Annotated in this window: 24 protein-coding genes and 1 tRNA gene; 3 read left to right on the top strand and 22 right to left on the bottom strand. The window is 67.2% G+C overall.

Translation table 11 applies throughout. The features are described 5' to 3' along the window. Positions 1–225, top strand: a complete 225-nt coding sequence (locus ISP17_RS04170; protein ID WP_404630325.1) for a YbdD/YjiX family protein — start codon at positions 1–3, stop codon at positions 223–225. Positions 226–370: 145 nt separating this feature from the next. After that, complete coding sequence (locus tag ISP17_RS04165; RefSeq protein WP_404630323.1) at positions 371–874, top strand: DUF2127 domain-containing protein; 504 nt, start codon at positions 371–373, stop codon at positions 872–874. A 22-nt stretch (positions 875–896) separates the two neighbouring features. On the opposite strand, the gene ISP17_RS04160 is transcribed toward ISP17_RS04165, so the two are convergent. The 21 genes from ISP17_RS04160 to ISP17_RS04060 all read right to left on the bottom strand — a co-directional run bounded on the left by ISP17_RS04160 (position 897) and on the right by ISP17_RS04060 (position 18,203). After that, positions 897–1,460 carry a GNAT family N-acetyltransferase gene (locus ISP17_RS04160; RefSeq protein ID WP_404630321.1) on the bottom strand — a complete coding sequence of 188 codons (564 nt, stop codon included), beginning with the start codon at positions 1,458–1,460 and terminating at the stop codon, positions 897–899. Between the two features lie 9 nt (positions 1,461–1,469). Beyond that, positions 1,470–2,156 carry an HAD family hydrolase gene (locus ISP17_RS04155; RefSeq protein ID WP_404630317.1) on the bottom strand — a complete coding sequence of 229 codons (687 nt, stop codon included), beginning with the start codon at positions 2,154–2,156 and terminating at the stop codon, positions 1,470–1,472. 109 nt (positions 2,157–2,265) lie between these two features. Next, positions 2,266–2,341: transfer RNA gene (locus ISP17_RS04150), tRNA-Lys, on the bottom strand. Between the two features lie 75 nt (positions 2,342–2,416). Then, complete coding sequence (gene queC, locus ISP17_RS04145) at positions 2,417–3,100, bottom strand: 7-cyano-7-deazaguanine synthase QueC (RefSeq protein ID WP_404630315.1); 684 nt, start codon at positions 3,098–3,100, stop codon at positions 2,417–2,419. Positions 3,101–3,229: 129 nt separating this feature from the next. Further along, positions 3,230–3,907 carry a 7-carboxy-7-deazaguanine synthase QueE gene (gene queE / locus ISP17_RS04140; RefSeq protein WP_404631423.1) on the bottom strand — a complete coding sequence of 226 codons (678 nt, stop codon included), beginning with the start codon at positions 3,905–3,907 and terminating at the stop codon, positions 3,230–3,232. Positions 3,908–3,938: 31 nt separating this feature from the next. Next, a complete protein-coding gene (ybgF, locus tag ISP17_RS04135) occupies positions 3,939–4,796 on the bottom strand; it encodes a tol-pal system protein YbgF (protein ID WP_404630313.1) in 858 nt (285 codons plus the stop codon). Then, the gene (gene pal / locus ISP17_RS04130; RefSeq protein WP_404630311.1) at positions 4,796–5,302 is read right to left on the bottom strand and encodes a peptidoglycan-associated lipoprotein Pal; all 507 of its coding nucleotides are present in this window, start codon (positions 5,300–5,302) and stop codon (positions 4,796–4,798) included. Before pal ends, ybgF begins: the two co-directional genes overlap by 1 nt. A gap of 249 nt (positions 5,303–5,551) precedes the next feature. Continuing rightward, complete coding sequence (tolB, locus tag ISP17_RS04125) at positions 5,552–6,880, bottom strand: Tol-Pal system beta propeller repeat protein TolB (protein ID WP_404630309.1); 1,329 nt, start codon at positions 6,878–6,880, stop codon at positions 5,552–5,554. After that, complete coding sequence (gene tolA / locus ISP17_RS04120) at positions 6,877–7,818, bottom strand: cell envelope integrity protein TolA (RefSeq protein WP_404630307.1); 942 nt, start codon at positions 7,816–7,818, stop codon at positions 6,877–6,879. The genes tolB and tolA overlap by 4 nt, the downstream gene beginning before the upstream one ends. Continuing rightward, on the bottom strand, positions 7,805–8,254 hold the full coding sequence (gene tolR / locus ISP17_RS04115) for a protein TolR (RefSeq protein WP_404630305.1): 450 nt from the start codon (positions 8,252–8,254) through the stop codon (positions 7,805–7,807). Before tolR ends, tolA begins: the two co-directional genes overlap by 14 nt. An 11-nt stretch (positions 8,255–8,265) precedes the next feature. Beyond that, entirely contained in the window at positions 8,266–8,952 is a 687-nt protein-coding gene (gene tolQ / locus ISP17_RS04110; protein WP_404630303.1) for a protein TolQ, read from the bottom strand. A gap of 28 nt (positions 8,953–8,980) precedes the next feature. Next, entirely contained in the window at positions 8,981–9,454 is a 474-nt protein-coding gene (gene ybgC, locus ISP17_RS04105) for a tol-pal system-associated acyl-CoA thioesterase (RefSeq protein ID WP_404631421.1), read from the bottom strand. Beyond that, a complete protein-coding gene (gene ruvB / locus ISP17_RS04100) occupies positions 9,451–10,497 on the bottom strand; it encodes a Holliday junction branch migration DNA helicase RuvB (RefSeq protein WP_404630301.1) in 1,047 nt (348 codons plus the stop codon). Before ruvB ends, ybgC begins: the two co-directional genes overlap by 4 nt. Positions 10,498–10,666: 169 nt before the next feature. Then, complete coding sequence (locus ISP17_RS04095; RefSeq protein WP_404630299.1) at positions 10,667–12,586, bottom strand: potassium transporter Kup; 1,920 nt, start codon at positions 12,584–12,586, stop codon at positions 10,667–10,669. A gap of 16 nt (positions 12,587–12,602) precedes the next feature. Beyond that, positions 12,603–13,199: a Holliday junction branch migration protein RuvA gene (ruvA, locus tag ISP17_RS04090; protein WP_404630297.1), complete on the bottom strand. Its 597-nt coding sequence runs from the start codon at positions 13,197–13,199 to the stop codon at positions 12,603–12,605. Further along, positions 13,196–13,720 carry a crossover junction endodeoxyribonuclease RuvC gene (ruvC, locus tag ISP17_RS04085; RefSeq protein WP_404630295.1) on the bottom strand — a complete coding sequence of 175 codons (525 nt, stop codon included), beginning with the start codon at positions 13,718–13,720 and terminating at the stop codon, positions 13,196–13,198. Before ruvC ends, ruvA begins: the two co-directional genes overlap by 4 nt. Positions 13,721–13,760: 40 nt before the next feature. Beyond that, complete coding sequence (locus tag ISP17_RS04080) at positions 13,761–14,495, bottom strand: YebC/PmpR family DNA-binding transcriptional regulator (protein WP_404630293.1); 735 nt, start codon at positions 14,493–14,495, stop codon at positions 13,761–13,763. A 72-nt stretch (positions 14,496–14,567) separates the two neighbouring features. Continuing rightward, positions 14,568–15,227, bottom strand: a complete 660-nt coding sequence (locus ISP17_RS04075) for an esterase/lipase family protein (protein ID WP_404630291.1) — start codon at positions 15,225–15,227, stop codon at positions 14,568–14,570. Between the two features lie 82 nt (positions 15,228–15,309). Beyond that, the gene (aspS, locus tag ISP17_RS04070) at positions 15,310–17,085 is read right to left on the bottom strand and encodes an aspartate--tRNA ligase (protein ID WP_404630289.1); all 1,776 of its coding nucleotides are present in this window, start codon (positions 17,083–17,085) and stop codon (positions 15,310–15,312) included. A 115-nt stretch (positions 17,086–17,200) separates the two neighbouring features. Further along, positions 17,201–17,824, bottom strand: coding sequence for a DUF3011 domain-containing protein (locus ISP17_RS04065; protein ID WP_404630287.1), 624 nt, complete (start codon positions 17,822–17,824; stop codon positions 17,201–17,203). An 85-nt stretch (positions 17,825–17,909) separates the two neighbouring features. Then, on the bottom strand, positions 17,910–18,203 hold the full coding sequence (locus ISP17_RS04060; RefSeq protein WP_404630285.1) for an FmdB family zinc ribbon protein: 294 nt from the start codon (positions 18,201–18,203) through the stop codon (positions 17,910–17,912). Positions 18,204–18,459: 256 nt separating this feature from the next. On the opposite strand from ISP17_RS04060, the gene ISP17_RS04055 reads away from it, so the two are divergent. After that, positions 18,460–20,859, top strand: coding sequence for a TonB-dependent receptor plug domain-containing protein (locus ISP17_RS04055; protein ID WP_404630283.1), 2,400 nt, complete (start codon positions 18,460–18,462; stop codon positions 20,857–20,859). Positions 20,860–20,931: 72 nt separating this feature from the next. Here ISP17_RS04055 and clpB read toward each other — a convergent pair whose 3' ends face one another. Next, positions 20,932–23,535, bottom strand: a complete 2,604-nt coding sequence (gene clpB, locus ISP17_RS04050) for an ATP-dependent chaperone ClpB (RefSeq protein ID WP_404630281.1) — start codon at positions 23,533–23,535, stop codon at positions 20,932–20,934. Positions 23,536–23,635: the final 100 nt, after the last annotated feature.

The raw sequence follows: 23,635 nt of genomic DNA, 5'->3' as shown, positions 1-23,635 counted from the left end.
ATGAGCGTTCCGCGCCAGCCACGCGCGCTCCTCCAGGCCGCCGTGCAGGCGGTCTGGAAGTGGGCGGTGCAGACGGCGCGGCTGTGCTGCGGCGTGCCGGACTACGACGTCTACGTGGCGCATCTGAAGCGCGCGCATCCCGATCGGACGATTCCTACCTACGAGGAGTTTTTCCGCGAGCGGCAGACAGCGCGCTACAAGGGCACCGGCGGCCGCTGCTGCTGAAGACCCGGCTGGTTTTTCCCCGGGCCACGCCGGTGACGGCGTGGCCTTTTTCTTGGCCGCACGCCACGTATTGCGACCATTCGCGGATGGCGCTGTCACGTGCGGCCCGCGACAATGCTCGATTCCCCACGCATCCCTGCCCGCCATGACCGATCCCCTGCGCGACCGCCAGGACGATGACGACACGCCCGAAGCGCAGCATCGCTTCGGGCTGCGCCTGATCGCCCTGTACAAGATGGTGCAGGCGCTGGGACTGCTGTTCGCCGCCGCCGCGGCCTTCCATCTCCAGCGCCAGCGCAACGTCGACCGGTTGATCGACTGGCTGGAGCACCTTTCGCTCAGCGGCACCAGCGCACTGCGCCAGCACCTGGTCGATGCGCTGGCCGGGCTGGGGCCGCAACGCTTCGTGGTGATCGGACTGATCGCCCTCGCCTACGCGGCGCTGTTCATTACCGAAGGCGTGGGGCTGTGGCTGCGCAAGCACTGGGCCGAATGGTTCACCGTGATCGCCACTGGCTCACTGGTTCCGCTGGAAGCCTACGAGGTGATCGAGCACGCCAGCTGGCTCAAGCTCGGCATCCTGGTCGGCAACGTGGTGATCGTGATTTATCTGGCCCGCATCGCGATGCAGCCACATCGCAGGCACTGAGCGGTGCCAGCAGGGCCCGCGCTCAAGGCGCCCGCGCCGCGCGCCACTCTGAGGCCAGCAATCCATAGAACTCGGTGTCCGACACCTGGCCATCGACGATCCAGCGTTCGCGCAACAATCCTTCGCGCTGGAAGCCGAGCCGTAGCAGGCTGCGCGCCGATGCCCGGTTGGCCGGATCGATATCCGCCTCCAGCCGGTGCAGCTGCAGCGTATCGAACGCCCAGTCGACCAACTGCACCAGCGCCTCATGCATCAGGCCATGGCCCCACTGCGCGCGCGCCAGCGCGTAGCCGATCTCGGCACGACGGTTCGGCCGACTGAGGTTGAACAAGGCCAGTGTGCCCACGACGCGACCGCACGAGCGCAACACGATGCCCAGCCGCAGGGCCGAACCCTCGGCGAAGGCGAGGCGGTCGCGTTCGATCATGCCGAGTGCATCCTGCTCGCCGGTCCACGGCGGCTGGCTCCAGTACCGGACCACTTCGGGATCGCCGAAGATCGCCAGCAGGTCCGCGGCATCACGCGTGTCGAGCAGTCGCAGGGAGAGCCGGTCGGAAGCCAGGGCGATCGGTGGAAATGTCGTCATGCTCATGGCTCAGGCGGGCTGCAACGCGCGCTCGCGGCCCACAGCATCCAGCAGGGCCGGCAAGTACGCCATGTCGTCTAACACGAACTGGGCGCCAGCGGCGAGCAGGCGCTGGGCCGGCGTGTGTGCGGCGTAACCGATCACCGTCATGCCCGCCGCCAGACCGGCGGCGATGCCGGTGGGCGAATCCTCAACCACCACGCAGTGCGAGGGTCGCGCGGCGAACGTGCGGGCCGCCAGCAGGTAGAGATCCGGTGCCGGCTTGCCCTGCGCCACGTCATCGATGCAGAACCAGCGTCCGCCGAAGCGTGGCAACAGGCCGGTGGCGCGCAGGGTGATCTCCATCTTCACCCGCAGCCCGTTGGAGGCGACGGCGCTGGGCAGTTCGATCGCCGCGAGCATGTCCGCCACACCGGGCATGAGGGTGACCTCGCGCGCCAGCACGGCTCGGCTGCGCTCGCCGTAGCGCTCCTCGAAATCCGCAGGCAGTGGGCGACCGAGCAGTTGCTCGGCACGGCGCACCGATTCGGCGGCCGAACGACCGAAGAACTGCTCGGCCATGTATTCCTCGCTCACCGTCAGGCCCAGTTCGCCGAGCATCTGCGCGAATACGCGGTTGGTGATGCGTTCGCTGTCGATCAGCACGCCGTCGCAGTCAAAGATCACCAGGTCGAGGGCGGGGGCCGGGTTGCTCATGCGGAACCGTGGGACGTAGGCATCGGAGCCACCATTGTTCCACGGTGGCCGCTCGCCACGCGCGGGCGAAAAAAAACCGCCGGGGAAAAACAACCCGGCGGTTCGTCGATGGTGGGCCGTCCGAGACTCGAACTCGGGACCAATAGATTAAAAGTCTACTGCTCTACCAACTGAGCTAACGGCCCGCGTGACGCGGCTGCGTTTGCAAACGCAAGCCGGTAATTTTAGGGAGCTTGCGCCAGCGGCACAAGCAAGCACGCTCAGACGTAGCGTGTCGGGTCAGGCAGGCCGGCCTCGCGGAAGCCCTGCGCGCGCAGGCGGCAGGCGTCGCAATGACCACAGGCACGCCCCTGCGCATCTGCCTGGTAGCAACTGACCGTGGCGGAGAAGTCGACCCCCAGCCGCCCGCCCTCGCGGGCGATGTCGGCCTTGCTCATGCGCATAAGCGGCGCATGGATGCGCAACCCCTGCCCTTCCACCCCCGCCTTGGTCGCCACGTTGGCCAGCTGCTCGAACGCCTCGATGAAGGCAGGGCGGCAATCGGGATAACCGGAATAGTCCACCGCATTGACGCCGCACCAGATATCGCGGCTGCCGAGCACCTCGGCCCAGCCGAGCGCGATCGACAGCATGATGGTGTTGCGGGCGGGCACGTAGGTCACCGGAATGCCGACGTCCTCGGTGTCCAGCGGCACCTCGATGTCGGCCGTGAGCGCCGAGCCGCCGATGCTGCGCAGGTCCACCTGCACGGTCTTGTGCTCCACCGCACCGAGCATGCGCGCCACGTGTGCCGACGCCTCCAGCTCGGAGCTGTGGCGCTGGCCGTAGGCGACGCTGAGCGCGTGCACCTGGAAGCCCTGCTCGCGCGCGATGGCGATGGTGACGGCCGAATCCATGCCGCCGGAGACGAGCACGACGGCCTTGGGTTGGGGGGTGTCGGTCATGTCTTCAATCCTCGCAATACGAGAAGTGAGTGCAGAGGAGTGAGAAGTGAGAGTAGAGCCCGGCGTCCGACATCTTTGGCGAACCCGGCTTTTCTCTCACTTCTCACTCCTCTGCACTCACTCCTGGATTCAATGTCCTGGCGCGTCGTTCCAGAGCAGCTTGTGCAGCTGCAGCTGGAAGCGCACGGGCAGGCGGTCGGCGATGATCCATTCGGCCAGGTCGCGCGGCTGCACCGCGCCGTGCACCGGCGAAAACAGCACCATGCAGCGGCGATCGATGCCATGTTCGGCCACCACGCCGCGCGCCCACTCGTAGTCGGCACGGCTGGCGATGACGATCTTCACCTGGTCGTGCGGCAGCAGGTGGTCGAGGTTCGACCACAGGTTGCGGGCGCTCTCGCCGGAATCGGGCGCCTTGAGGTCCATCACCTTGCGCACGCGCGGATCGACCGCGGCCACGTCGAGCGCACCGGAGGTTTCCAGCGACACGTCATAGCCGGCGTCGCACAGGCGCGTCAGCAGGGTCAGGCAGCGCTTCTGCGCCAGTGGCTCGCCGCCGGTCACGCAGACGTGGCGCACCTCGTGCCGGGCGACCTCGGCGAGGATGTCGTCGATCGCCTGCCAGCCGCCGCCGTGGAAGGAATATTCGGTATCGCACCACACGCAGCGCAGTGGGCAGCCGGTAAGCCGGATGAACACGGTGCGCCAGCCGATCGCATCGGCCTCGCCCTGGACGGAGTGGAAGATCTCGGTGATGCGCAGCCGCTCGGCCGCCGCCCCGGTCGAGCGGGCCTCGGCCTCGGCCACGCCCGTGTCGATGCCACTCACGACGGCGGCCTCAGTTGGCCGACTGCAGCTGGATCCGGTTCAGGCGCTCCTGCGCCAGACTGGCCGCCTTCGAGCCGGGGTACTTGCGGATCACGTCCTGCAGCGTGGCTTGCGCCTCGCCGGTCTTCTTCAGCTCGAACTGGGTATAGCCCACCTTGAGCAGCGCATCGGGCGCCTTGTCGCTCTGCGGGAACTGGCTCAGCAGGCGCTGGAACGCCTCGAGGGCCACCGCATAGTTGGTGGTGACGTAGTACGACTCACCCAGCCAATACCACGCATTGGGCGCGAGCGAGCTGTCCGGGTGCTGCTGGATGAAGTCGCGGAAGCCGCGCGAGGCATTGGCGTAATCGCCGGCGCGAAGCGCCTTGAATGCCGTGTCGTAGGCCGCCTGCTCATCCGCACCGGCGGGCGCGGGAGCGGCACCGCCCCGCGGCGCGCTGGCGCTGCTGGCAGGCGATGCGGGCGTGGAAGCCGCCGTGTTGCCGGAGGCGTTGGCAGCCGGTGCGCCGGTGGGCGCCGCTGCTGCCGGGGTCCCCGCAGCAGGCGCGCCCTGGAGGCGGCTGATGCGTGAATCCAGATCGATGTATTGGGCCTTGTTCTTGTCGTCGAGCTGCTGCAGCTGGTGCTGCAGTTCCTCGATCTGGCCCTGCAGCTGCTGCACCTGCGCCTGCAGTTGCTGCACCTGATTGACCATGCCGATACCGCCCTTGTCCTGGTTCTGCGCCTGTTGCTCAAGGCGCGTGACGCGCTCGGCCAGGCTCAGACGCGAGTCCTGCGCGGACACGGGACCGGCCACCAGCATGGCGGACGCAATCGCGCCCGCCATGCCGATGCTGGCTGCAAAACGAGTAGCCAGACGGATCTTCATTACTGCGCCGTGTAGACGATCTCGACGCGGCGGTTCTTGCTCCAGCAATCCTCGTTGTGCTCACGGCACACCGGCTTTTCCTTGCCGTAGGAGATCACTTCGAGCTGGCCAGCCGAACCACCGGCCGCCTGCAGGGCGTCGGAGACGGCATTGCCACGACGCTCGCCGAGGCCGAGGTTGTACTCGCGCGTGCCGCGCTCGTCGGTGTTGCCCTCGAGACGGACGTGAGCTTCCGGACGGTCCTGCAGGTACTTGGCGTGGCACGCCATGATCTGCTGGAACTCCGGCTTGATCTCGGTCTTGTCGAAATCGAAATACACAACGCGCTGGCGCAGGCAGGCGTCGGTATCCAGATCGCCGAGCTTGTACTTGCCGTCGCTCTGGGCGGGCTGGGTGACGGGGGCCTGCTCCGGCTGCGGGGCGGGCTTCACTTCCTGCTTCTTGGAGCAGGCGGCCGCGCCAACGCAAAGCAGGGCGACCAGGGCGACGCGAACGGTCTTATTCATGGTGACGTTCCTTCAAACGGGTTTGAGTTCCGACAGTCAATGACGATTGCGGTTACGGGACAGCATGGCGCCGGTGGTCCGGCTGTTCTTTTGACTTGAAAAAGTCGGCATGGCGGGTTGCCTCGCCATCGACTGACGAGCCGCGGTCGACGACCCCGCGACCCTTAACCGAAAGGACGCCCGAAAGCGCCCTCACGGACCCACTCCGTGGGCTGCCGGGCCGGCGATGGGCTGCCGTCCCGGAGAATTTCAACGCTGCCGGTACGGCCCCCAGCTCGGCTCGCGGACATCGCCGTCGGAAAGCACGAGGCGCTGGCGGACCAAGCCGTCGGCCGACACGGCATAAAGCACACCGCGACGACCTTCGGTGGCGGCGTACAAAAGCATGCTGGCATTCGGGGCAAAGCTGGGCGACTCGTCGATGGGACCCGGAGACAGGAACCGCACCTGTCCGCCCAGACTGTTGTCCATGACAGCAATACGATACACGTTACCGTTGCCCTGCACCATGGCGATCTGCTTGCCGTCGTAGCTCACCGAGGCCTCGGCATTGTTCTGGCCCTGAAAGCTGATGCGCTCGGGGGCGCCACCGGTGGATGGCATCTTGTAGACCTGCGGCCGGCCGGAGCGGTCGGAGGTGAAGTAGATGCTCTGCCCGTCCGCCGACCAGGTCGGCTCGGTGTCGATCGACAGGTTGTTGGTCAGCCGCGTTTCCTTGCGGGTGGCCATATCGAGCACGAAGATCTCCGGATTGCCCACGTAGGACAGCGACACCGCCAGCTTGCTGCCGTCCGGCGACCAGGCGGGGGCACCGTTGATGCCGCGGCTGTGGGACTCCACCAGTTGGCGCGAGCCGGTGGTGATGTCCTGCACGTAGACATTGGAGTTGCCGCTCTCGAAGGAGACGTAGGCGATCTTGCGACCGTCCGGCGACCATGCCGGCGACAGCAGCGATTCGCGCGAGCGTGCGACCACCTGCGGGTTGTAGCCGTCCGAATCGGCCACGATCAGCGAGTAGGTGGTGTTGTTGCCCAGGCCGACCGCCGTGATGTACGCGATGCGCGTCCAGAAGGCGCCGCGCACGCCGGTGATCTTCTCGTAGATCTGGTCGGCGATCTGGTGAGCCACTCCGCGCAGGTCGCCGGCCGGGGCGGTCATCGACTGGGCCAGCAGGCTCTGCTGCTTGTTCACGTCCCACAGCTCGTAATCGACCTTGAGCATGCCGCCGCCGGCGTCGCTGATGCGGCCCACGGTGATGTAGTCCTGCTTGAGCAGTCGCCAGGTGGGAAACTTGATGTCCGAGCCCTTGGACGGGAACTCCACGATCTCGCTCTTGGCCAGTGCGCGGAACTTGCCGGAGCGGTTGAAATCGTTGCGCATCACGTCGGCGATGTCGGTCGGCAGCGGCGCACCGCCGTCCTGCGCGAATGGCACCACTGCGATCGGGGTCGCCGTCTTGACGCCACCGACGATATCGACGTTGAGCGTCTGTGCCCAGACGGGCGAGGCGAGGAAGGTGCCGAACAGCAGGAAGGCCAGGGCCAGCAGCAGATTGGGTTTACGCATGGGCTTGATCATTGCGGCCTGAAGGTGAAGGTGAGATCACGCTGGAACACGCTTTCGAAACCCTTGTAGGGCAACGGCTGCGCACGCAGCACCGCGTTCTCGACCGAGCGCCGACCGGACTCGTCGTACGGGCAGCTGCTGTCGACCTTGGCGCTCATCACGTCGCCGCCAGGCAGCTGGGTGATGTGCACAACGCACGGCAAAGCCGGCATGTTATCCGGGCGCAGCCAGTTCTGCGTGACCGCGTTCTGAATCGCCGCTTGATACTTGGCCAGCAGGCTGTCGTCCTTGCCGTTGGTGCCAGTCTGCCGCTGATCGGCCGCAGGAAGATCCGGCGAGCCGTCGTCCTTGGCATTCTTGAGGTCCTTGAGTTGCTGCTCGGCCTGTCGCTTCTTGTTGTCGGCCTGCCGGGTCGCGGCCGACGCCTTGTCGAGCTGGGCGAAAAGCTGGTCGATCTTCTTCTTTTCCTCTTCCTTCTTCTTGGCCGCCTGGGCGTCCAGCTCGGCCTGGCGCTGGCGCTGCTTCTCCTCCTGCTCGCGCTTGGCGTCCTCGGCCTTCTGCATGGCGTCGGCGACCACCTTCTCCTGGTCGATGATGTCCGGATGCTCGGGAGGCGGCGGCAGCGTCTTCACCTGTGGCGCCTGCACGGTGGGCGTCGGCGGCGGCACGGCCGGAGGCGGCGGCACGGTGTCAGGCACGGGCCTGGCCTTGGTCGGCTTGGGCGGCGGCGCGCCGGTGGGACCGATCAACACGGCCTCGATCGGCTGGCCCGGCAGCTCCAGCGGCTTGGCGCAGGCGATCGGGTTCCAGCCGGCCGGCAGGTGCAGCAGCTCGAACCACTTCTCGAACGTGGTGCACGGCAGGATGGCCAGGTAGAGAAACGCCAGGATGCCCAGGTGCAGGACGGCCGCCAGCACCACGGCCATGGGCGTGCGCTTACTTTCGTCCATCGGACGCGCTCGTCCCCTGCGGCGGCTGGCTCATCAGGCCGACCTTGGCCACGCCGGCCTGCTGCAGGTCGGCCAGCACCTGATAGACGCCGTCGTACTTGCCGTCACGGTCGCCGGCCACCAGCACGCTGATGTCCGGGTTGGCCTTCACGAAAGCACCGACCTTGGTCTTGAGCCCTTCCTCGTCGATGGCTTCCTTCTTGGCATCGCCGAGGGTGAGGAACAGCTTGCCGTCGGAGCCCACGGAGATGATCACCGGGTCCTTCTTGTCCTTCAGCGAGCGGGCATTGGCCTGCGGGAGATTCACGTCGACGTTCGCATTGAGCATCGGCGTGGTGACCATGAAGATGATCAACAGCACGAGCATCACGTCGATGTAGGGCACGACGTTGATCTCGGACTTGAGCTTGTGCCGCTTGCGGTGGCTGGGGCGCATGGTGGCAGGCCTCAGCGGACGTCGTCGGACTGGATCTGCCGCTGCAGCACCGAGGAGAACTCCTCCTGGAACACCTCGTAGCGCGAGGCGATGCGCTCGACCCGGTTGGCGTAGCGGTTGTAGGCCCACACGGCCGGAATCGCGGCGAACAGGCCCATTGCGGTGGCGATCAGCGCCTCGGAAATGTGCGGCGCGACGGCGGCAATGGTGACGTCCTTCATTTCGCCCAGACCCTGGAAGGCGCCCATGATGCCCCACACCGTGCCGAACAGGCCGACGTACGGGCTGATCGAACCGACGTTGGCGAGGAACTCCAGGTTGCGCTCCAGCAGCCCGATCTCGCGGGTGCCGGCCACACGCATGGCGCGCTCGGAGCTCTCCATCACCACGCGCATGTCGCTGAGCTTGCGCTGGCGCTGGCGAGCGAATTCGCGAAAGCCGGACTCGAAGATGGTCTCCATGCCGCCGTTCTCGCTGCCGCCATTGCTCACCTCGCGGAACAGCTGGGCCAGGTCGCCGCCGGACCAGAAGCGCTCCTCGAACGCCTCGGCACTCTCCATCGCTGCCTTCATCTGCGAGTACTTGCGGATGATGATGACCCACGACATGAAGGAGAACGCCAGCAACACGAGCATCACCAGCTGCACGGGCAGGCTCGCTTCCGCGATCAGCTTGAAAATGTTCAGTCCACCGTTCATGGCTTGGGAGTTCTCCGCGGAAATAAGATCAGGGGGTGAGGCCGGGAATGGCGTCGTCCGGTATCCGTACCGGCACCATGCGCTCGACGTCGACGCACGCCACGCGCACCTGGGCCTGGATGAGCCCGGTACCGTCGCGGCGCTGGATGGTCTGGCCGAAAAGGATACTGGCAGCGCGGCGTTCTTTGACTTCGACCGTCACGAGCAGTTCATCGTCCAGCAGGGCAGCCTTGAGGAAATCGATGTGCATCGAGCGCACCAGGAAGGCCAGTCCGGTGCGCGCCTTGAATGCCGACTGCTCGACGCCAAGGCTGCGCAGCCACTCGCTGCGGGCGCGTTCCATGAAACGCAGGTAGCTGGCGTGGTAGACCACGCCACCGGCATCGGTGTCTTCCCAGTAGACGCGCACGGGCCAGTGGAACGGAGGCATGGTCGTGATTTCCTGCGACGAAAGGATGGGGCGCGGATCGGACCGACCGGGCCGGCTCCCTTGATGGATCAGGGCTCATCCGCCTCGGCGGCAAACAGGTCCGGCGCCAGCGCCTGGCGCGGCGGCGGTGCGAGGCCCAGATGCCGCCAGCCCTTGGCGCTGACCATCCGTCCGCGCGCGGTGCGCACCAGATAGCCCTGCTGGATCAGGTACGGTTCGACCACGTCCTCCAGCGTGCCACGATCCTCGCTGAGCGCGGCGGCCAGCGACTCGACGCCGACCGGACCGCCGTCGAAGTTCTCGATGATCAAGGTCAGCAGGCGGCGGTCCAGCTCGTCGAAGCCCTGCGGATCGACCTTCAGCATACCCAGCGCGGCCTGCGCCGCGGCCAGCGTGATGGCACCCTCGGCGCGCACCTCGGCATAGTCGCGCACGCGGCGCAGCAGGCGGTTGGCGATGCGCGGGGTGCCGCGGGCGCGACGGGCAATCTCCTGCGCGCCTTCCATTTCGCAGGCGATGCCGAGGATCTTTGCCGCGCGGCGGACGATGTCGGTCAACTCGTCGGCGGTGTAGAACTCCAGCCGCTGCACGATGCCGAAGCGGTCGCGCAAAGGGGCCGTAAGCATCCCGGCTCGCGTGGTGGCGCCGATCAGGGTGAACGGCGGCAGGTCCAGCTTGATCGAACGGGCGGCCGGTCCCTCGCCGATCATGATGTCGATCTGGAAGTCTTCCATCGCCGGATACAGCACTTCCTCGACCACCGGCGACAGGCGATGGATCTCGTCGACGAAGAGCACGTCGTGCGGCTCGAGGTTGGTCAGCAGCGCTGCCAAATCGCCGGCGCGCTCCAGCACCGGGCCGGAGGTGGAGCGCACGTTGACGCCGAGCTCGTTGGCGATCACATGGCTGAGCGTGGTCTTGCCCAGCCCCGGCGGCCCGAAGATCAGCACGTGATCCAGCGCCCCGCCGCGCTTCCTGGCTGCCTCAATGTAGATCGACAGCTGCTCGCGCACCGCCTGCTGGCCCAGGTATTCGGCCAGCCGCCGGGGCCGGATGGTGGCTTCCAGCGCGTCGTCGTCGAGCTGGGCGGCGGCGGTGATGATGCGGTCGGTCATGTCGCCATTATGGCGGTATGCGCTCTTGCGTGGGACAGAGGTCAAAGGCAAAAGCAGTCGTGTCCGTCAGCCAGGGAAGTGCTTTCCCGCACTTCTTCGGCTCGCTACCGCCTGGCTTGGCCCAGCGGTAGCTCCGTGGATCGCGCTGGAGATCCGATCCGCAAGCGGATCAGATCTCCACCTGCGCGCCCAGCTCGATCAGCCGGTTGCCGGGGATCTGGAAGAACGCCGTGGCAGGCAGCGCGTTGCGCGCCATGAAGGCGAACAACTTGTCGCGCCACAGCGCCATGCCCGGACGGCGCGCGTCGGCAACGATCGTTTCGCGCGACAGGAAGAACGTGGTGTCCATCAGGTCGAACGGCAGGCCGCTGCGCGAGCACTGCGCCAGCGCCAGCGGAATGTTGGGATCCTCGGCGAAGCCGAAGCGCAGGGTGAGGCTGTAGAAGCCGCCGCCCAGTTCTTCCACCTGGATGCGCTCGTCGGCCTCGGCCACCGGGGTCTCCAGCGTCTCGGCGGTTAGCAGCACGTTGCGCTCGTGCAGCACCTTGTTGTGCTTGAGGTTGTGCAGCAGCGCGTGCGGCACCGCCTCCTGGTTGGCGGTGAGGAACACCGCCGTACCCGGCACGCGCAGTGGCGGATGCTCGGCGATGTTGGCGATGAATGGCTTCAGCGCCAGGCCGCCCTGCTTGATCTCGCGCACCACCAGGTCGCGGCCGCGTCGCCAGGTGGTCATCACCACGAACATGATCAGGCCGAGCACCAGCGGGAACCAGCCGCCCTGCAGGATCTTCAGCGTGTTCGCGCCGAAGTAGCTCAAGTCGATCACCAGCAGCACGGCCGCGGTGAGGACTACCAAAGTGCGGCTCCAGTGCCACATGCGCCGCGCCACGATCATCACCAGCACGGTGTCGATCGCCATGGTGCCGGTCACCGCGATGCCGTAGGCGCCGGCCAGCGCATTGGACGAGCCGAAGCTCACCACCGTGGCGATCACCGCCACCATCAGCGCACGGTTCACCCACGGCAGGAAGATCTGCCCGATCGCCTCGCGCGAGGTGTGCACCACCTGCATGCGCGGCACGAAGCCGAGCTGGATCGCTTGGCGCGTCACGGTGAACGCACCGGAGATCACCGCCTGCGAGGCGATCACCGTGGAGGCCGTGGCCAGCGCGATCATCGGGTAGAGCGCCCAGTCCGGCACGGAGTGATAGAACGGGTTGTCGATCGCGGTCGGATCGACCAGCAGCAGCCCGCCCTGCCCGTAGTAGTTGAGCAGCAGCGCCGGCATCACGAAGAAGAACCACGCGGCACGGATCGGGAAGCGGCCGAAGTGGCCCATGTCGGTGTAAAGCGCCTCGGCACCGGTCACGCACAGCACCACCGAACCCAGCGCCAGCGCCGAGGCCGCGCCGTGGGTCATGAAGAACTGCACCGCATACCAGGGGTTGAGCGCGTACAGCACGCCCGGCGCCTGGATGATGTTCCACACACCGATCACGCCCAGGCTGAGGAACCACAGCACCATGATCGGGCCGAACACCGCACCGACCTTGGCCGTGCCGTGCCGCTGCATCCAGAACAGGCCCAGCAGCACCGCCACCGTGAGCGGCACCACCCAGTGCGACAACGCGGGCGCCGCCACCTCCAGGCCCTCCACCGCCGACAGCACCGAGATCGACGGCGTGATCACGCCGTCGCCGAAGAACAGCGCCGCGCCTAGCAACGCCATCAGCACCACCAGCTTGCGCATGCGGGTGGACTGGCCCACCGCGCGCTGGGCCAGCGTCATCAACGCCATGATGCCGCCCTCGCCCTTGTTGTCGGCGCGCATCACCAGGCTCACGTACTTCACCGCCACTACCAGGATCAGCGACCAGGTGATCAGCGAGAGGATGCCCAGTACCGTCGCCGGCCGCGGATGCAGGCCGTGCTCGGGCAGGAAGGTCTCGTGCATGGTGTACAGCGGGCTGGTGCCGATGTCGCCGAACACCACGCCGATGGCACCGAGGATCAGCGCCGAGCGGCTGCCATGGGTGGCGTCGGCGCCACCGGCGTCGGTCGAGGGCGGAGCTTGGGTTGGCTGGTTCATGGCGTTCCCCACTGCCCTAGCCGCCGAGCGCGGCGCGCAGTGCCTTGCGAATGATGGCCTCGGCGCTGTCGCCGTCGGCGGCGACCTTCTGCACCAGGCGCGTGACTTCGGCCGGCTTGTAGCCGAGCTGCTGCAGCGCCACCGTCGCCTCGCCGGACGCATCGAGCGGCCCGGCCGCGCTCGCCGGCATGCCGGGCAGACTCACCGTGAGTCCGTCCACCCGATCACGCAGTTCCACCACGATGCGCTCGGCGGTCTTCTTGCCAATGCCGGGAATCTTGGTCAATGCCACCACGTCACCGGCGTGCACCAGCCGCGCGAAGTCGCTGGTCGACACGCCCGACAGCACGGCCAGCGCGATCTTCGCCCCGATGCCGCTTACCTTGAGCAGGTTGCGGAAGAGCGTGCGCTCGGATTCGTGCATGAAGCCGTACAGCGCCACGCTGTCTTCCTTCACCGCGTGGTGGGTGAGCAGGATCACTTCCTTTCCGGTGGCCGGCAAGTCGTAGATGGTCGACATCGGCGCTTCGAGCTCGTAACCCACGCCACCGACGTCGATCAGCAGCCACGGCGGCTGCTTCGAAACGAGCGTGCCGCGCAGGCGACCGATCATCGTCCACGCCTCCACGCCGTACGCGGAATACCGACGCGGGCCAGGCTCGAACGCGTGTGCGCGTGGGTGACGGCGATCGCCAGCGCATCGGCCGCATCAGCCTGCAGCGGCCCCTTCAGCCCGAGCAGGATGCCGATCATGTGCTGTACCTGGGTCTTGTCGCCGCGGCCGCTGCCGACCACCGACTGCTTCACTTCGGTTGCTGCGTACTCGTGCACCACGATCCCCTGACTGACCACCGCACAGATCGCGGCGCCCCTGGCCTGTCCCAGCTTCAGCGCCGAATCCGGATTGCGCGCCATGAACACCCGCTCGATCGCGCACTCGGCCGGCTGATGGGCGGCGATGATGTCACACAGGCCGTCAAAGATGCGTTTCAGGCGCAGCGGGAACGTGGCCTCGCCGGCCACGACGAGCGCGCCGTGGAAGACGTGCGACAACCTGCCTTGCCCGTCCACGTCGATGATGCCCACGCCGGTGCGCTGGCTGCCGGGGTCGATGCCGAGGATGCGGGTGGTCATGGAAGACGCGGTCGCAGCGCGGCCTCGGGGCGTGGCTGCATCAGCCGGCAGCCTCGGCCGGCAGCAGCGCGTTGTGATAAACCTCGCTGACGTCGTCGAGCGCATCGAGGCGTTCGAGCAGATCCTGCAGCGTCTCCTGCGCTTCGTCCGGCACCGCCACGCGGTTGTTCGGACGCATCACCACGCCGGCATGCGACGACTCCAGCCCCGCGGCGATCAGCGCCTGCTGCACGGCTTCGAAGTTCTCCGGCGCGCACAGCACGGTGCTCTCGCCGTGCTCGTTCACCACGTCGTCGGCGCCCGCCTCGAGCGCAGCCTCCAGCACCTTTTCCTCGGCCGCCTCGTTGCCGCCGGTGGCGAACACGATCTCGCCGCAGCGGGTGAACTGGAACGCCACCGAGCCGCTGGTGCCGAGGTTGCCGCCGTGGCGGGTCAGCGCGTGGCGCACGTCGGCCACAGTGCGGGTGGGGTTGTCGGTGAAGCATTCGATGATCAGCGCAATGCCGGCCGGGCCATAGCCCTCGTAGCGCAGCTCTTCCATGTTGGCGCCGCCGTCGGCACCGGAGCCGCGCTTGATTGCGCGCTCGATGGTGTCCTTGGGCATGTTGGCCGACAACGCCTTGTCCACCGCCGCGCGCAGGCGCGGATTGCCGGCCGGATCGGCCACGCCGGCGCGGGTGGCCACGGTGATTTCGCGGATGAGCTTGGTGAACACCTTGGCGCGCTTGGCGTCTTCGGCGTTCTTGCGACCTTCGATGGACGGGCCTCTACCCATGGCGCTGCACAACCTGATCTGTTGATGAAGCGCGGAATTTTACTCTATCCGCCACGCGGCGGTGGCCTGCGCTCAGCCCGTGGCAGGAAGCTCGCCTGCCGCGGCATCGGCAAAGCGGCCCTCGCGCAGGAAGCGCGCCGTGAGCCGCGCCACGTCGGCGGAAAACAGCAGGCCGGTGTGGCTGGTATCGACCACGCAGTGATCGGCCAGTCCGGGCAGCCGCGTCTCGGACACTGCCACGGTGCCGTCGTGCTCGCCCTCGATGTGGGCCAGCACGGCGCCCAGGCCGATCGGCGAGCGGCCGGCGATCATGCCGACCTCGCGCGGGCCGTCCCAGCGCTCGAAGCCTTTTTCGAGCAGGTCGCGGTTGTGGCCGAGCAGCACCTCGCCGCTGCGGCCCAGACCGGAAAATTCGCGTGCCGCGGCGCTGCCGCGCAGGGGCGAGCCCAGGCACACCACGCGACCGGGCGGCAGGTCCACGGCGCCGTGGCACACCTGCAAGGCCAGCAGCCCCCCCAGGCTGTGCCCCACCAGATGCACCGCGCCGCCGGACTCGGCCAGCTCGACCATCCGCTCGTGCAGCCGTTCCAGGATGCGCTCCTGCGTGTTGGCCACGCTGAGGTAGTCGAACCGATGGATGCGGAAGCCGGCCTCCATCATCCGCCGGTGCAGCATGGCCAGCGCGAAGCCGCGCATCCACAGGCCATGCAGCAGGATGACGTGCTCGATCATCGCGCGAGACCTTGCGGATCGACGCGACGTGGCGCCACCGCGACGCGCCGGCCGAGCCATCGCGTCGACCGCAGCCGGGTCATCAAACCGCCTTGGCCGGCTCCGTCGCCGCCACGGCCACGTGCAGCTCCTTGAGCTGCGTCGGGGCCACCGGCGAGGGTGCATCGGTCATCAGGTCCTGCGCGCTGGTGGTCTTGGGGAAGGCGATCACGTCGCGGATCGACTCGGTGCCGGCCATCAGGGCGGCGATGCGGTCGATACCGAACGCCAGGCCACCGTGCGGCGGCGCGCCGAACTTGAGCGCCTTGAGCAGGAAGCCGAACTTCATCTCGGCCTCTTCCGCGCCGATGCCCAGCAGCTCGAACACGGCGCTCTGCATGTCCGGGCGATGGATACGGATCGAGCCACCGCCGATCTCGTTGCCGTTGAGCACCATGTCGTAGCCGCGGCTCACCGCGTTGGCGGCGTTCGCCTTGAGGTCGGCGATATCGTCGACCTTCGGCGCGGTGAACGGGTGATGCAGGGCGACGAAGCGCTTTTCCTCCTCGTCATACTCGAACATCGGGAAGTCGGTGACCCACAACGGCTTCCAGCTGTTCTCGACCAGGCCGCGATCCTTGCCGACCTTCAGGCGTAGCGCACCCATGAAGTCGGTGACGGTCTTCCACTTGCCGGCGCCGACGAACACGATGTCGCCGGTCTGCGCGCCGGTCGCCTTGAGCAGGCCGTCCAGCGCCGCGTCGTCGAGGAACTTCGCCACCGGCGAGTTGATGCCCTCGCGGCCCTTGGCCAGATCCTCCACCTTGATCCACGCCAGGCCCTTGGCACCGTAGCGGGCGACGAACTCGGTGAGCGTGTCGATTTCCTTGCGCGACAGCGTGGCCGCTTCCGGCACGCGCAGCGCAGCGACGCGGCCGGCCACGTCGTTGGCGGGTTCGGCGAACACCTTGAACTCGACGTGCTTGAGCGCGTCGGCGACGTCGACCAGCTCCAGCGCGATGCGCAGGTCCGGCTTGTCCGAGCCGAAGCGGCGCATCGCATCGATCCAGGTCATGCGCGGGAAGGCGGCGTCCAGCTCCACGCCCTGCACTTCGCGGAACACGTGGCGGATGAGTTCCTCCACGAAGTCCTGCACGTCCTGCTCTTCGACGAAGGCGAACTCCAGGTCGAGCTGGGTGAACTCGGGCTGGCGGTCGGCGCGCAGGTCCTCGTCGCGGAAGCAGCGGGCGATCTGGTAGTAGCGGTCGAAGCCGGCCATCATCAGGATCTGCTTGAACAGCTGCGGCGACTGCGGCAGCGCGTAGAACTGACCCGGATGCACGCGGCTGGGCACCAGGTAGTCTCGCGCACCCTCGGGCGTCGCCTTGGTCAGGATCGGTGTCTCGATGTCCTGGAAGCCGCGCTCGTCGAGGTAGCGGCGCAGTGCCTGCACCAGCTTGATGCGCTTGCGCATCATCGCCTGCATCTCGGGCCGGCGCAGATCGAGGTAGCGGTAGGTCATCCGCATGTCCTCGTTGGGGTTCTCGTGCAGCGCGAAGGGCAGGTCCTTCGCCGCGTTGAGAATCTCCACCGTGTCGGCCAGCAGCTCCACCGTGCCGGTCTTCAGCTTGTCGTTGATCGACAGCCGCGCGCGGATCGTGCCGGTCACGCGCAGGCAATACTCGTAGCCCACCTCGCCGGCCACGGCGAATGCGTCGGCGTTCTCGCGCTCCACCACCACCTGGGCCAGCCCTTCGTGATCGCGCAGGTCGATGAAGGCAACGTGGGACTGCAGGCGGGTCTTGTTGACCCAGCCGCACAGGGTGACGGTCTGGCCGACCAGGGACTCGTCGATGAGTCCGCAGTAATGCGTGCGCATGCGCTTGAAACTCCGGGCCGCGGCGGCGGCGTGAGGCGATGAAAAGGCCCGGAATGGTATCACCGCAGGCGGCGGCCACGCCCGCCGCGCGGCCGCCGGATGGCCGACGTGGCCGCTACCAGCGGCGATCGACCACGAACTGGGCGCGGCAGCCGTGGGCGACCCATACGCCCGCCCGGTTCCAGCCCCAGCTGTAGTCCTCGGTGCAGCGCGCGTCGGACAGCTGGCGGACCAGCCGCACGTAGCCACGGCGGCCCACGTCCACCTGGCACATCTGGTAGCGCTTCTTGTTGCTGTCGCACTGCAGGCGGATCTGGCGATCCCAGCCCGGCCCCGGGCGCCAGGAGCCGCGGTCATCGTCGTCACGGCCGCGGCCGTAACGATCGCCGTAGCCGTCGCGGTAACCGCCGCGATCGTCGTGACGATCACGGTAGCGGTCGCCGTCACCATCGCCGCCCCAGCGATCGCCCGCCACGAACAGGCCGCGGCAGCCGCGATCCACCCACAGCACGCCGCTGCGGTCGACGCCCCAGGTGTCGCCACGCACGCACGCGGCCTTGGACTCCTGCTTCATCAGGCGCGCGTCGCGCCAGGGCATCGCGCAACGGGCGTAGTGGCCGTCGTTGCTGGCACAGCGCACCGGGTCGTTCCAACCCTGGGCCCGCAACGGGGCCGATGCGCAAAGCAGCGCAGCTGCGCCCAGAACCCCAACCAGTGCCGCGGCGAAAAGTGATCGCATGGTGCCCCTCCGGTGATGGTGGGCGGACGCTAGCGAGATGCTCCCGAACGGCGATTGAATCCGCGCACGTTCATGCGCCCTTCGTTCAGTCGGCGCTGCCGGCCGCTGTCGCCGCGGCGGGCGCGGGAGCCGCCGCGGCTGCAGCCGGCGCCGGCGCAGCCGCCGAGTCACCGGCCAGATTGCGCTTCTTGTCGCCGTCCTTCTTGAAGTCCGTCTCGTACCAGCCGCTGCCGGCGAGGCGGAATGACGGTGCGGTCACCTGCCGCTGCACCTGCTCGGCACCACAGGCCGGGCAGACGGTCGGATCGGCGTCGGAGAGCTTCTGCAAACGATCGAAGCTGTGGCCGCAGGCCTGGCAGGCGAAGGCGTAAATGGGCATGGGGAAATCTCCGTGGAGCATCGGGCTGGCGCCGACTATGGCGGCTTGCCGACACATTTCAAGCGCGACAGGCCACCGGTGTGGGCCGGCTTCATGACAACACATTACTAACGTCTGGTTGACACCGGCCCCATGCCTGCCTAGTTTCGCAGTCAAGGGATATATGTCGCATCGCAACAAATCGCGATCGGCGCCGTTTCGCTGCAAGGACTTTCATCGCGCACAGACGCGATCCGTCATCTGGGGAGAACCATCCATGTCCGCACGACCGCTGTTGACCCGCACCGCCCTTGCCGCCGCCACCCTGCTCGCGCTCTCGCAGGCCGCCACCGCCCAGGATGCCGCCGCCAAGCAAGGCGACAAGAAGACCACCCAGCTGCAGACCGTGGTGGTTACCGGCACGCGCTCGTTCGATCGCACCGAATCCACCTCGCTCGCGCCGATCGACGTGCTGACCCCGCAGGACCTGCAGAACACCGGCGCACCCAACCTGGCCTCGGCGCTGCGCACCCTGCTGCCTTCGTTCAACTTTCCCCAGCCGTCGGTGACCGACGCGACGGACGCCACCCAGCCCGCCCAGCTGCGCGGCTTGGCGCCGGACCACACGCTGGTGCTGATCAACGGCAAGCGCCAGCACCCCACCGCGATCGTCAACGTCAACGGTTCGCTCGGCCGCGGTTCCTCGCCGGTGGACATCAATGCGATCCCGGTCAATGCGATCGACCACGTGGAAGTGCTGCGTGACGGCGCGGCCGCCCAATACGGCTCCGACGCCATCGCCGGCGTGATCAACATCATCCTCAAGGGCGGCGCCGAGCACGGCTCGGTCAGCCTGACCGGCGGCCGCTACGACACTGGCGACGGCAAGACCTGGCAGGGCGGCGCCGACGGCGGCTTCAAGCTGGGCGACAAGGGCTGGGTACATCTGAGCGCCAACGTCACCCATCAGGATCCGACCAACCGCGCCGGCCCCGACCAGCGCTATCCGGCCGACCCGACCTACAACACGGTCACCTTCCACTACGGCCTGCCGCTGACCCGCTCCAAGCAGGCGGCGATCAACGCGCAGTACGACCTGACGCCGAACGCGCAGCTGTACGCCTTCACCCTGTTCAACAAGCGCAACGTGAGTGCCGGCGGCTTCTTCCGCTCGCTATCGACCTACGACACCAAGTATCCCGGCGCGCTGGCTCAGTATCCCAGCGGCTATTTGCCGATCGAGAACAGCGCCATCCGCGACGACTCCGAGGTGCTCGGCGTGCGCGGCAAGGTGGCCGGCTGGAACTACGACCTCAGCGCCAATACCGGCGGCAACCACTGGAAACTCAACACCGCCGACACCTACAACTATTCGCTCGACCCGACCTCGCCGACCGGCTTCTACATCGGCACGCTGACCAACCGGCAGGACGCGTTCAACAGCGACTTCAGCCGTGACTTCGACGTCAGCGGCCTGCAGAGCCCGCTGACCGTGGCCTGGGGCCTGGAATACCGCCACGAGAAGTTCACCATCAAGCAGGGTGACGCCGCCTCCTACGCCGGCGCGGGCGCCCAGGTGTTCCCGGGCTACCAGCCGGGCGATGCGGGCACGCACGGCCGCAACAGCCACGCGGTTTACGTCGATCTGGAAAGCGACCTGACCTACAAGTTCTCCGCCGGCCTCGCCGCGCGCTACGAGCACTACAGCGACTTCGGCAGCACCACCTCGGCGAAGGCCTCGGGCCGGTATGCGTTCAATGACACCGTGGCGCTGCGTGGCACCGTGTCCAACGGCTTCCGCGCGCCGTCTCTGCAGCAGGAGTACTACTCCTCGACCGCGATCAACTTCGTCAACACCGGCAACGGTGTGCTGGTGCCCTACACCATCCGCACCTTCCCGGTCAGCGATCCGGCCGCACAGGCGCTGGGCGCGCAGAACCTCAAGCCGGAGAAGTCGCGCAACTACAGCCTGGGGCTCGTGCTCACGCCGTCCAGCGGCCTGTACACCACGCTGGATCTGTACCAGATCGACATCGACCACCGCATCATCCTCAGTGGCAACCTGGTCGGCAGCGCGGTGCAGAACTACCTGACCTCGGTCGGCATCCCGTTCGTCAGCGGCGGTCGCTTCTTCACCAACGCCGTCGACACGCGCACCCGCGGCGTGGACTTGGTTTCCACCTATCCGATCGAGCTGCAGAACTCCTCGCTCAAGCTCACCGGCGGCTTCAACTACAACAAGACCACCATTCGCAACATCGCGCCGAATCCGCCGCAGCTGGGCCTGGCCGGCCTCACGCTGCAGATCATCGACCGCGCCGAGCAGGGCCGCATCACCAAGGGCACACCCAAGACCAAGGCCTTCGTCGCCGGCGACTGGTCGGTGAACAACTGGAGCTTCCACGGCCAGCTCACCCGCTACGGCGAATGGACCACGTTCGCCACCGTGCCCAGCGGCGATCAGACCTTCGGCTCGACCTTCCTGCTGGACCTGTCGGCCAGCTACAACTGGAACGACTGGACCTTCAGCGTCGGCGGCAACAACGTCACCAACGAGTACCCCGACAAGAACCAGCCGCGCACCAGCGCCTTCAACATCATCCTGCCGTACCCGAACTCCTCGCCGTACGGTTTCAGCGGCGCCTACTACTACGCCACCGTGGCGTATCACTGGTAAGCCGTCCGAGTTGATGCCGCAACGAAGAAGCCCGCCGATTGGCGGGCTTCTTCGTTGCGAGGACCGGGTGGCTCAGACCTTGCCGAACACCAGGTGGCCGCCCTCGGCATCCACGGCCACCGTCGTGCCGGCCGGGAACCGTCCTTCGAGGATTTCGCGCGACAGCGGGTTTTCCACCTGCTGCTGGATCGCCCGCTTGAGCGGCCGTGCGCCGTAGACGGGGTCGAAGCCGACATCGCCGAGCAGGTCCAGCGCCTTCTCGCTGATGGTCAGGCCCACCTGCCGCTCGGCCAGGCGCTTCTCCAGGCTGCGCAGCTGGATTCGCGCGATCTGCCGGATCTCCGGCCGGGTCAGCGGATGGAACACCACGATGTCGTCCAGCCGGTTGATGAACTCCGGCCGGAAGTGGCCCTGCACCACGCCCATCACCGCCGCCTTCATCTGCGTGTACGCCTCGGCCGAGTTGGCGTCGGCGCCGCTGTTTTCGGCGATGTCCTGAATCTGCTGCGAGCCGAGGTTGGAGGTCATCACGATCACCGTGTTGCGGAAGTCCACCGTGCGCCCCTGGCCGTCGGTGAGGCGACCGTCGTCCAGCACCTGCAGCAGGATGTTGAACACGTCCGGATGCGCCTTCTCCACCTCGTCCAGCAGGATCACGCTGTACGGCCGGCGACGCACCGCCTCGGTGAGGTAGCCGCCCTCTTCGTAGCCGACGTAGCCCGGGGGCGCGCCGACCAGCCGCGACACCGCGTGCTTCTCCATGAACTCGCTCATGTCGATGCGTACCATCGCGTCAGCCGAGTCGAACAGGAACTCGGCCAGCGCCTTGCACAGCTCGGTCTTGCCCACGCCGGTGGGACCGAGGAACAGGAACGAGCCGCTGGGCCGGTTGGGATCGGAGAGGCCCGCACGCGAGCGGCGCACCGAATCGGCGACCACCTTGATCGCCTCCTCCTGGCCGACCACCCGCGCGTGCAGCGCGTCTTCCATCTTCAGCAATTTCTCGCGCTCACCCTCGAGCATCTTGCTGACCGGGATGCCGGTCCAGCGCGAGACGACCTCGGCGATCTCCTCGGCGGTGACGCGATCCTGCACCAGCTTGAAGTCGCCCTGCTGCTCGGCCGCCTGCGCCGCGGCGAGCTGCTTCTCCAGCTCCGGCATGCGGCCGTACTGGATCTCGCTCATGGTGGCGTAGTCCTGCCGACGCTGGGCCGCCTCCAGCTCGACGCGCGCGGCCTCGATCTGCTCCTTCACCTTGGTCGCACCCTGCAGCGCGGCCTTTTCCGATTTCCAGATCTCGTTGAGGTCGGAGAACTCGCGCTCCAGCTTGTCGATGTCGCTCTCCAGGTCGGCGAGGCGCTTCTTCGACTCCTCGTCCTTCTCCTTTTTCAGCATCTCGCGCTGGATCTTCAGCTGGATCAACCGGCGCTCGAGACGATCGAGCTCTTCCGGCTTGGAGTCGATCTCCATGCGGATGCGCGAGGCGGCCTCGTCCATCAGGTCGATCGCCTTGTCCGGCAGCTGGCGGTCGGGGATGTAGCGGTTGGACAGCGTGGCCGCGGCGACGATCGCCGGGTCGGTGATCTCCACGCCGTGGTGCACCGCGTAGCGCTCCTTCAGGCCGCGCAGGATCGCGATGGTGTCCTCCACCGTGGGCTCGCCCACGTAGACCTTCTGGAAACGGCGCTCCAGCGCAGCGTCCTTCTCGATGTACTTGCGGTATTCGTCCAGCGTGGTGGCGCCAATGCAGTGCAGCTCGCCGCGTGCCAGCGCCGGCTTGAGCATGTTGCCGGCATCCATCGAGCCCTCGGCCTTGCCGGCGCCGACCATGGTGTGCAGCTCGTCGATGAACAGGATCACCCGCCCTTCCTGCTTGGCCAGGTCGTTCAGCACGGCCTTGAGGCGCTCCTCGAATTCGCCGCGGAATTTCGCGCCGGCGATCAGCGCGCCCATGTCCAGCGACAGCACGCGCCGATCGCGCAGGCCTTCGGGCACTTCACCCTTGGTGATGCGCTGGGCCAGGCCTTCGACGATCGCGGTCTTGCCCACGCCGGGCTCGCCGATCAGCACCGGGTTATTCTTGGTGCGCCGCTGCAGCACCTGGATGGTGCGGCGGATCTCCTCGTCGCGGCCGATCACCGGGTCGAGCTTGCCGCTCTCGGCGCGCTCGGTCAGGTCGATGCAGTATTTCTCCAGCGCCTGGCGCTGTTCCTCGGCGTTCTCGCTCTGCACCTTCTCGCCGCCGCGCAGCTTCTCGATCGCGGCCTCGATCGCGGCCTTCTGCGCACCGGCGGCCTTCAGCGCGCCGCCCAGCTCGCCCTTGTCCTCCAGCGCCGCCAGCACGAACAGCTCGCTGGCGATGAACTGGTCGCCGCGCTGCTGCGCCAGCTTGTCGGTGAGGTTGAGCAGGCGATTGAGGTCGTTGCCCAGGTTGATGTTGCCCTCCTGCCCGCGCACCTGCGGCAGACGTTCGAGCATCTCGCCCACGCGCTGACGCAACGCCGGCACGTTGACCTGTGCCTGGGTCAGCAGCGGCGCCGTGGAGCCGCCCTGCTGATCCAGCAGCGCGGCCATCACGTGCACCGGTTCGAGCATGTTGTTGTCGCGCCCTACCGCCAGCGACTGCGCGTCGGCCAGCGCCTGCTGGAAACGCGAGGTGAGCTTGTCCATCCGCATGAGGTGATCCCCTCTCAATAAAGTATTGGCAGCGCCGCTGCCACTGAGCCGCAAGATGCGGACGGGCGTGGGCGATTCAAGCCGATGTGCCCGGCCTTCA

Source organism: Dyella ginsengisoli (genome assembly GCF_044904665.1).
Lineage (GTDB): Bacteria > Pseudomonadota > Gammaproteobacteria > Xanthomonadales > Rhodanobacteraceae > Dyella_A > Dyella_A ginsengisoli.
Note: the sequence above shows the minus strand (reverse complement) of the source record. Positions and strands in the feature narration are given on the sequence as shown.

What these genes read in the sequence shown, in the direction of transcription:
- ISP17_RS04170 (WP_404630325.1), top strand. Translation starts at nt 1, where the DNA reads ATGAGCGTTCCGCGCCAGCCACGCGCGCTCCTCCAGGCCGCCGTGCAG.
- ISP17_RS04165 (WP_404630323.1), top strand. Translation starts at nt 371, where the DNA reads ATGACCGATCCCCTGCGCGACCGCCAGGACGATGACGACACGCCCGAA.
- ISP17_RS04160 (WP_404630321.1), bottom strand. Translation starts at nt 1,460, where the DNA reads ATGACGACATTTCCACCGATCGCCCTGGCTTCCGACCGGCTCTCCCTG.
- ISP17_RS04155 (WP_404630317.1), bottom strand. Translation starts at nt 2,156, where the DNA reads ATGAGCAACCCGGCCCCCGCCCTCGACCTGGTGATCTTTGACTGCGAC.
- queC (WP_404630315.1), bottom strand. Translation starts at nt 3,100, where the DNA reads ATGACCGACACCCCCCAACCCAAGGCCGTCGTGCTCGTCTCCGGCGGC.
- ybgF (WP_404630313.1), bottom strand. Translation starts at nt 4,796, where the DNA reads ATGAAGATCCGTCTGGCTACTCGTTTTGCAGCCAGCATCGGCATGGCG.
- pal (WP_404630311.1), bottom strand. Translation starts at nt 5,302, where the DNA reads ATGAATAAGACCGTTCGCGTCGCCCTGGTCGCCCTGCTTTGCGTTGGC.
- tolB (WP_404630309.1), bottom strand. Translation starts at nt 6,880, where the DNA reads ATGATCAAGCCCATGCGTAAACCCAATCTGCTGCTGGCCCTGGCCTTC.
- tolA (WP_404630307.1), bottom strand. Translation starts at nt 7,818, where the DNA reads ATGGACGAAAGTAAGCGCACGCCCATGGCCGTGGTGCTGGCGGCCGTC.
- tolR (WP_404630305.1), bottom strand. Translation starts at nt 8,254, where the DNA reads ATGCGCCCCAGCCACCGCAAGCGGCACAAGCTCAAGTCCGAGATCAAC.
- tolQ (WP_404630303.1), bottom strand. Translation starts at nt 8,952, where the DNA reads ATGAACGGTGGACTGAACATTTTCAAGCTGATCGCGGAAGCGAGCCTG.
- ruvB (WP_404630301.1), bottom strand. Translation starts at nt 10,497, where the DNA reads ATGACCGACCGCATCATCACCGCCGCCGCCCAGCTCGACGACGACGCG.
- ISP17_RS04095 (WP_404630299.1), bottom strand. Translation starts at nt 12,586, where the DNA reads ATGAACCAGCCAACCCAAGCTCCGCCCTCGACCGACGCCGGTGGCGCC.
- ruvA (WP_404630297.1), bottom strand. Translation starts at nt 13,199, where the DNA reads ATGATCGGTCGCCTGCGCGGCACGCTCGTTTCGAAGCAGCCGCCGTGG.
- ruvC (WP_404630295.1), bottom strand. Translation starts at nt 13,720, where the DNA reads ATGACCACCCGCATCCTCGGCATCGACCCCGGCAGCCAGCGCACCGGC.
- ISP17_RS04080 (WP_404630293.1), bottom strand. Translation starts at nt 14,495, where the DNA reads ATGGGTAGAGGCCCGTCCATCGAAGGTCGCAAGAACGCCGAAGACGCC.
- ISP17_RS04075 (WP_404630291.1), bottom strand. Translation starts at nt 15,227, where the DNA reads ATGATCGAGCACGTCATCCTGCTGCATGGCCTGTGGATGCGCGGCTTC.
- aspS (WP_404630289.1), bottom strand. Translation starts at nt 17,085, where the DNA reads ATGCGCACGCATTACTGCGGACTCATCGACGAGTCCCTGGTCGGCCAG.
- ISP17_RS04065 (WP_404630287.1), bottom strand. Translation starts at nt 17,824, where the DNA reads ATGCGATCACTTTTCGCCGCGGCACTGGTTGGGGTTCTGGGCGCAGCT.
- ISP17_RS04060 (WP_404630285.1), bottom strand. Translation starts at nt 18,203, where the DNA reads ATGCCCATTTACGCCTTCGCCTGCCAGGCCTGCGGCCACAGCTTCGAT.
- ISP17_RS04055 (WP_404630283.1), top strand. Translation starts at nt 18,460, where the DNA reads ATGTCCGCACGACCGCTGTTGACCCGCACCGCCCTTGCCGCCGCCACC.
- clpB (WP_404630281.1), bottom strand. Translation starts at nt 23,535, where the DNA reads ATGCGGATGGACAAGCTCACCTCGCGTTTCCAGCAGGCGCTGGCCGAC.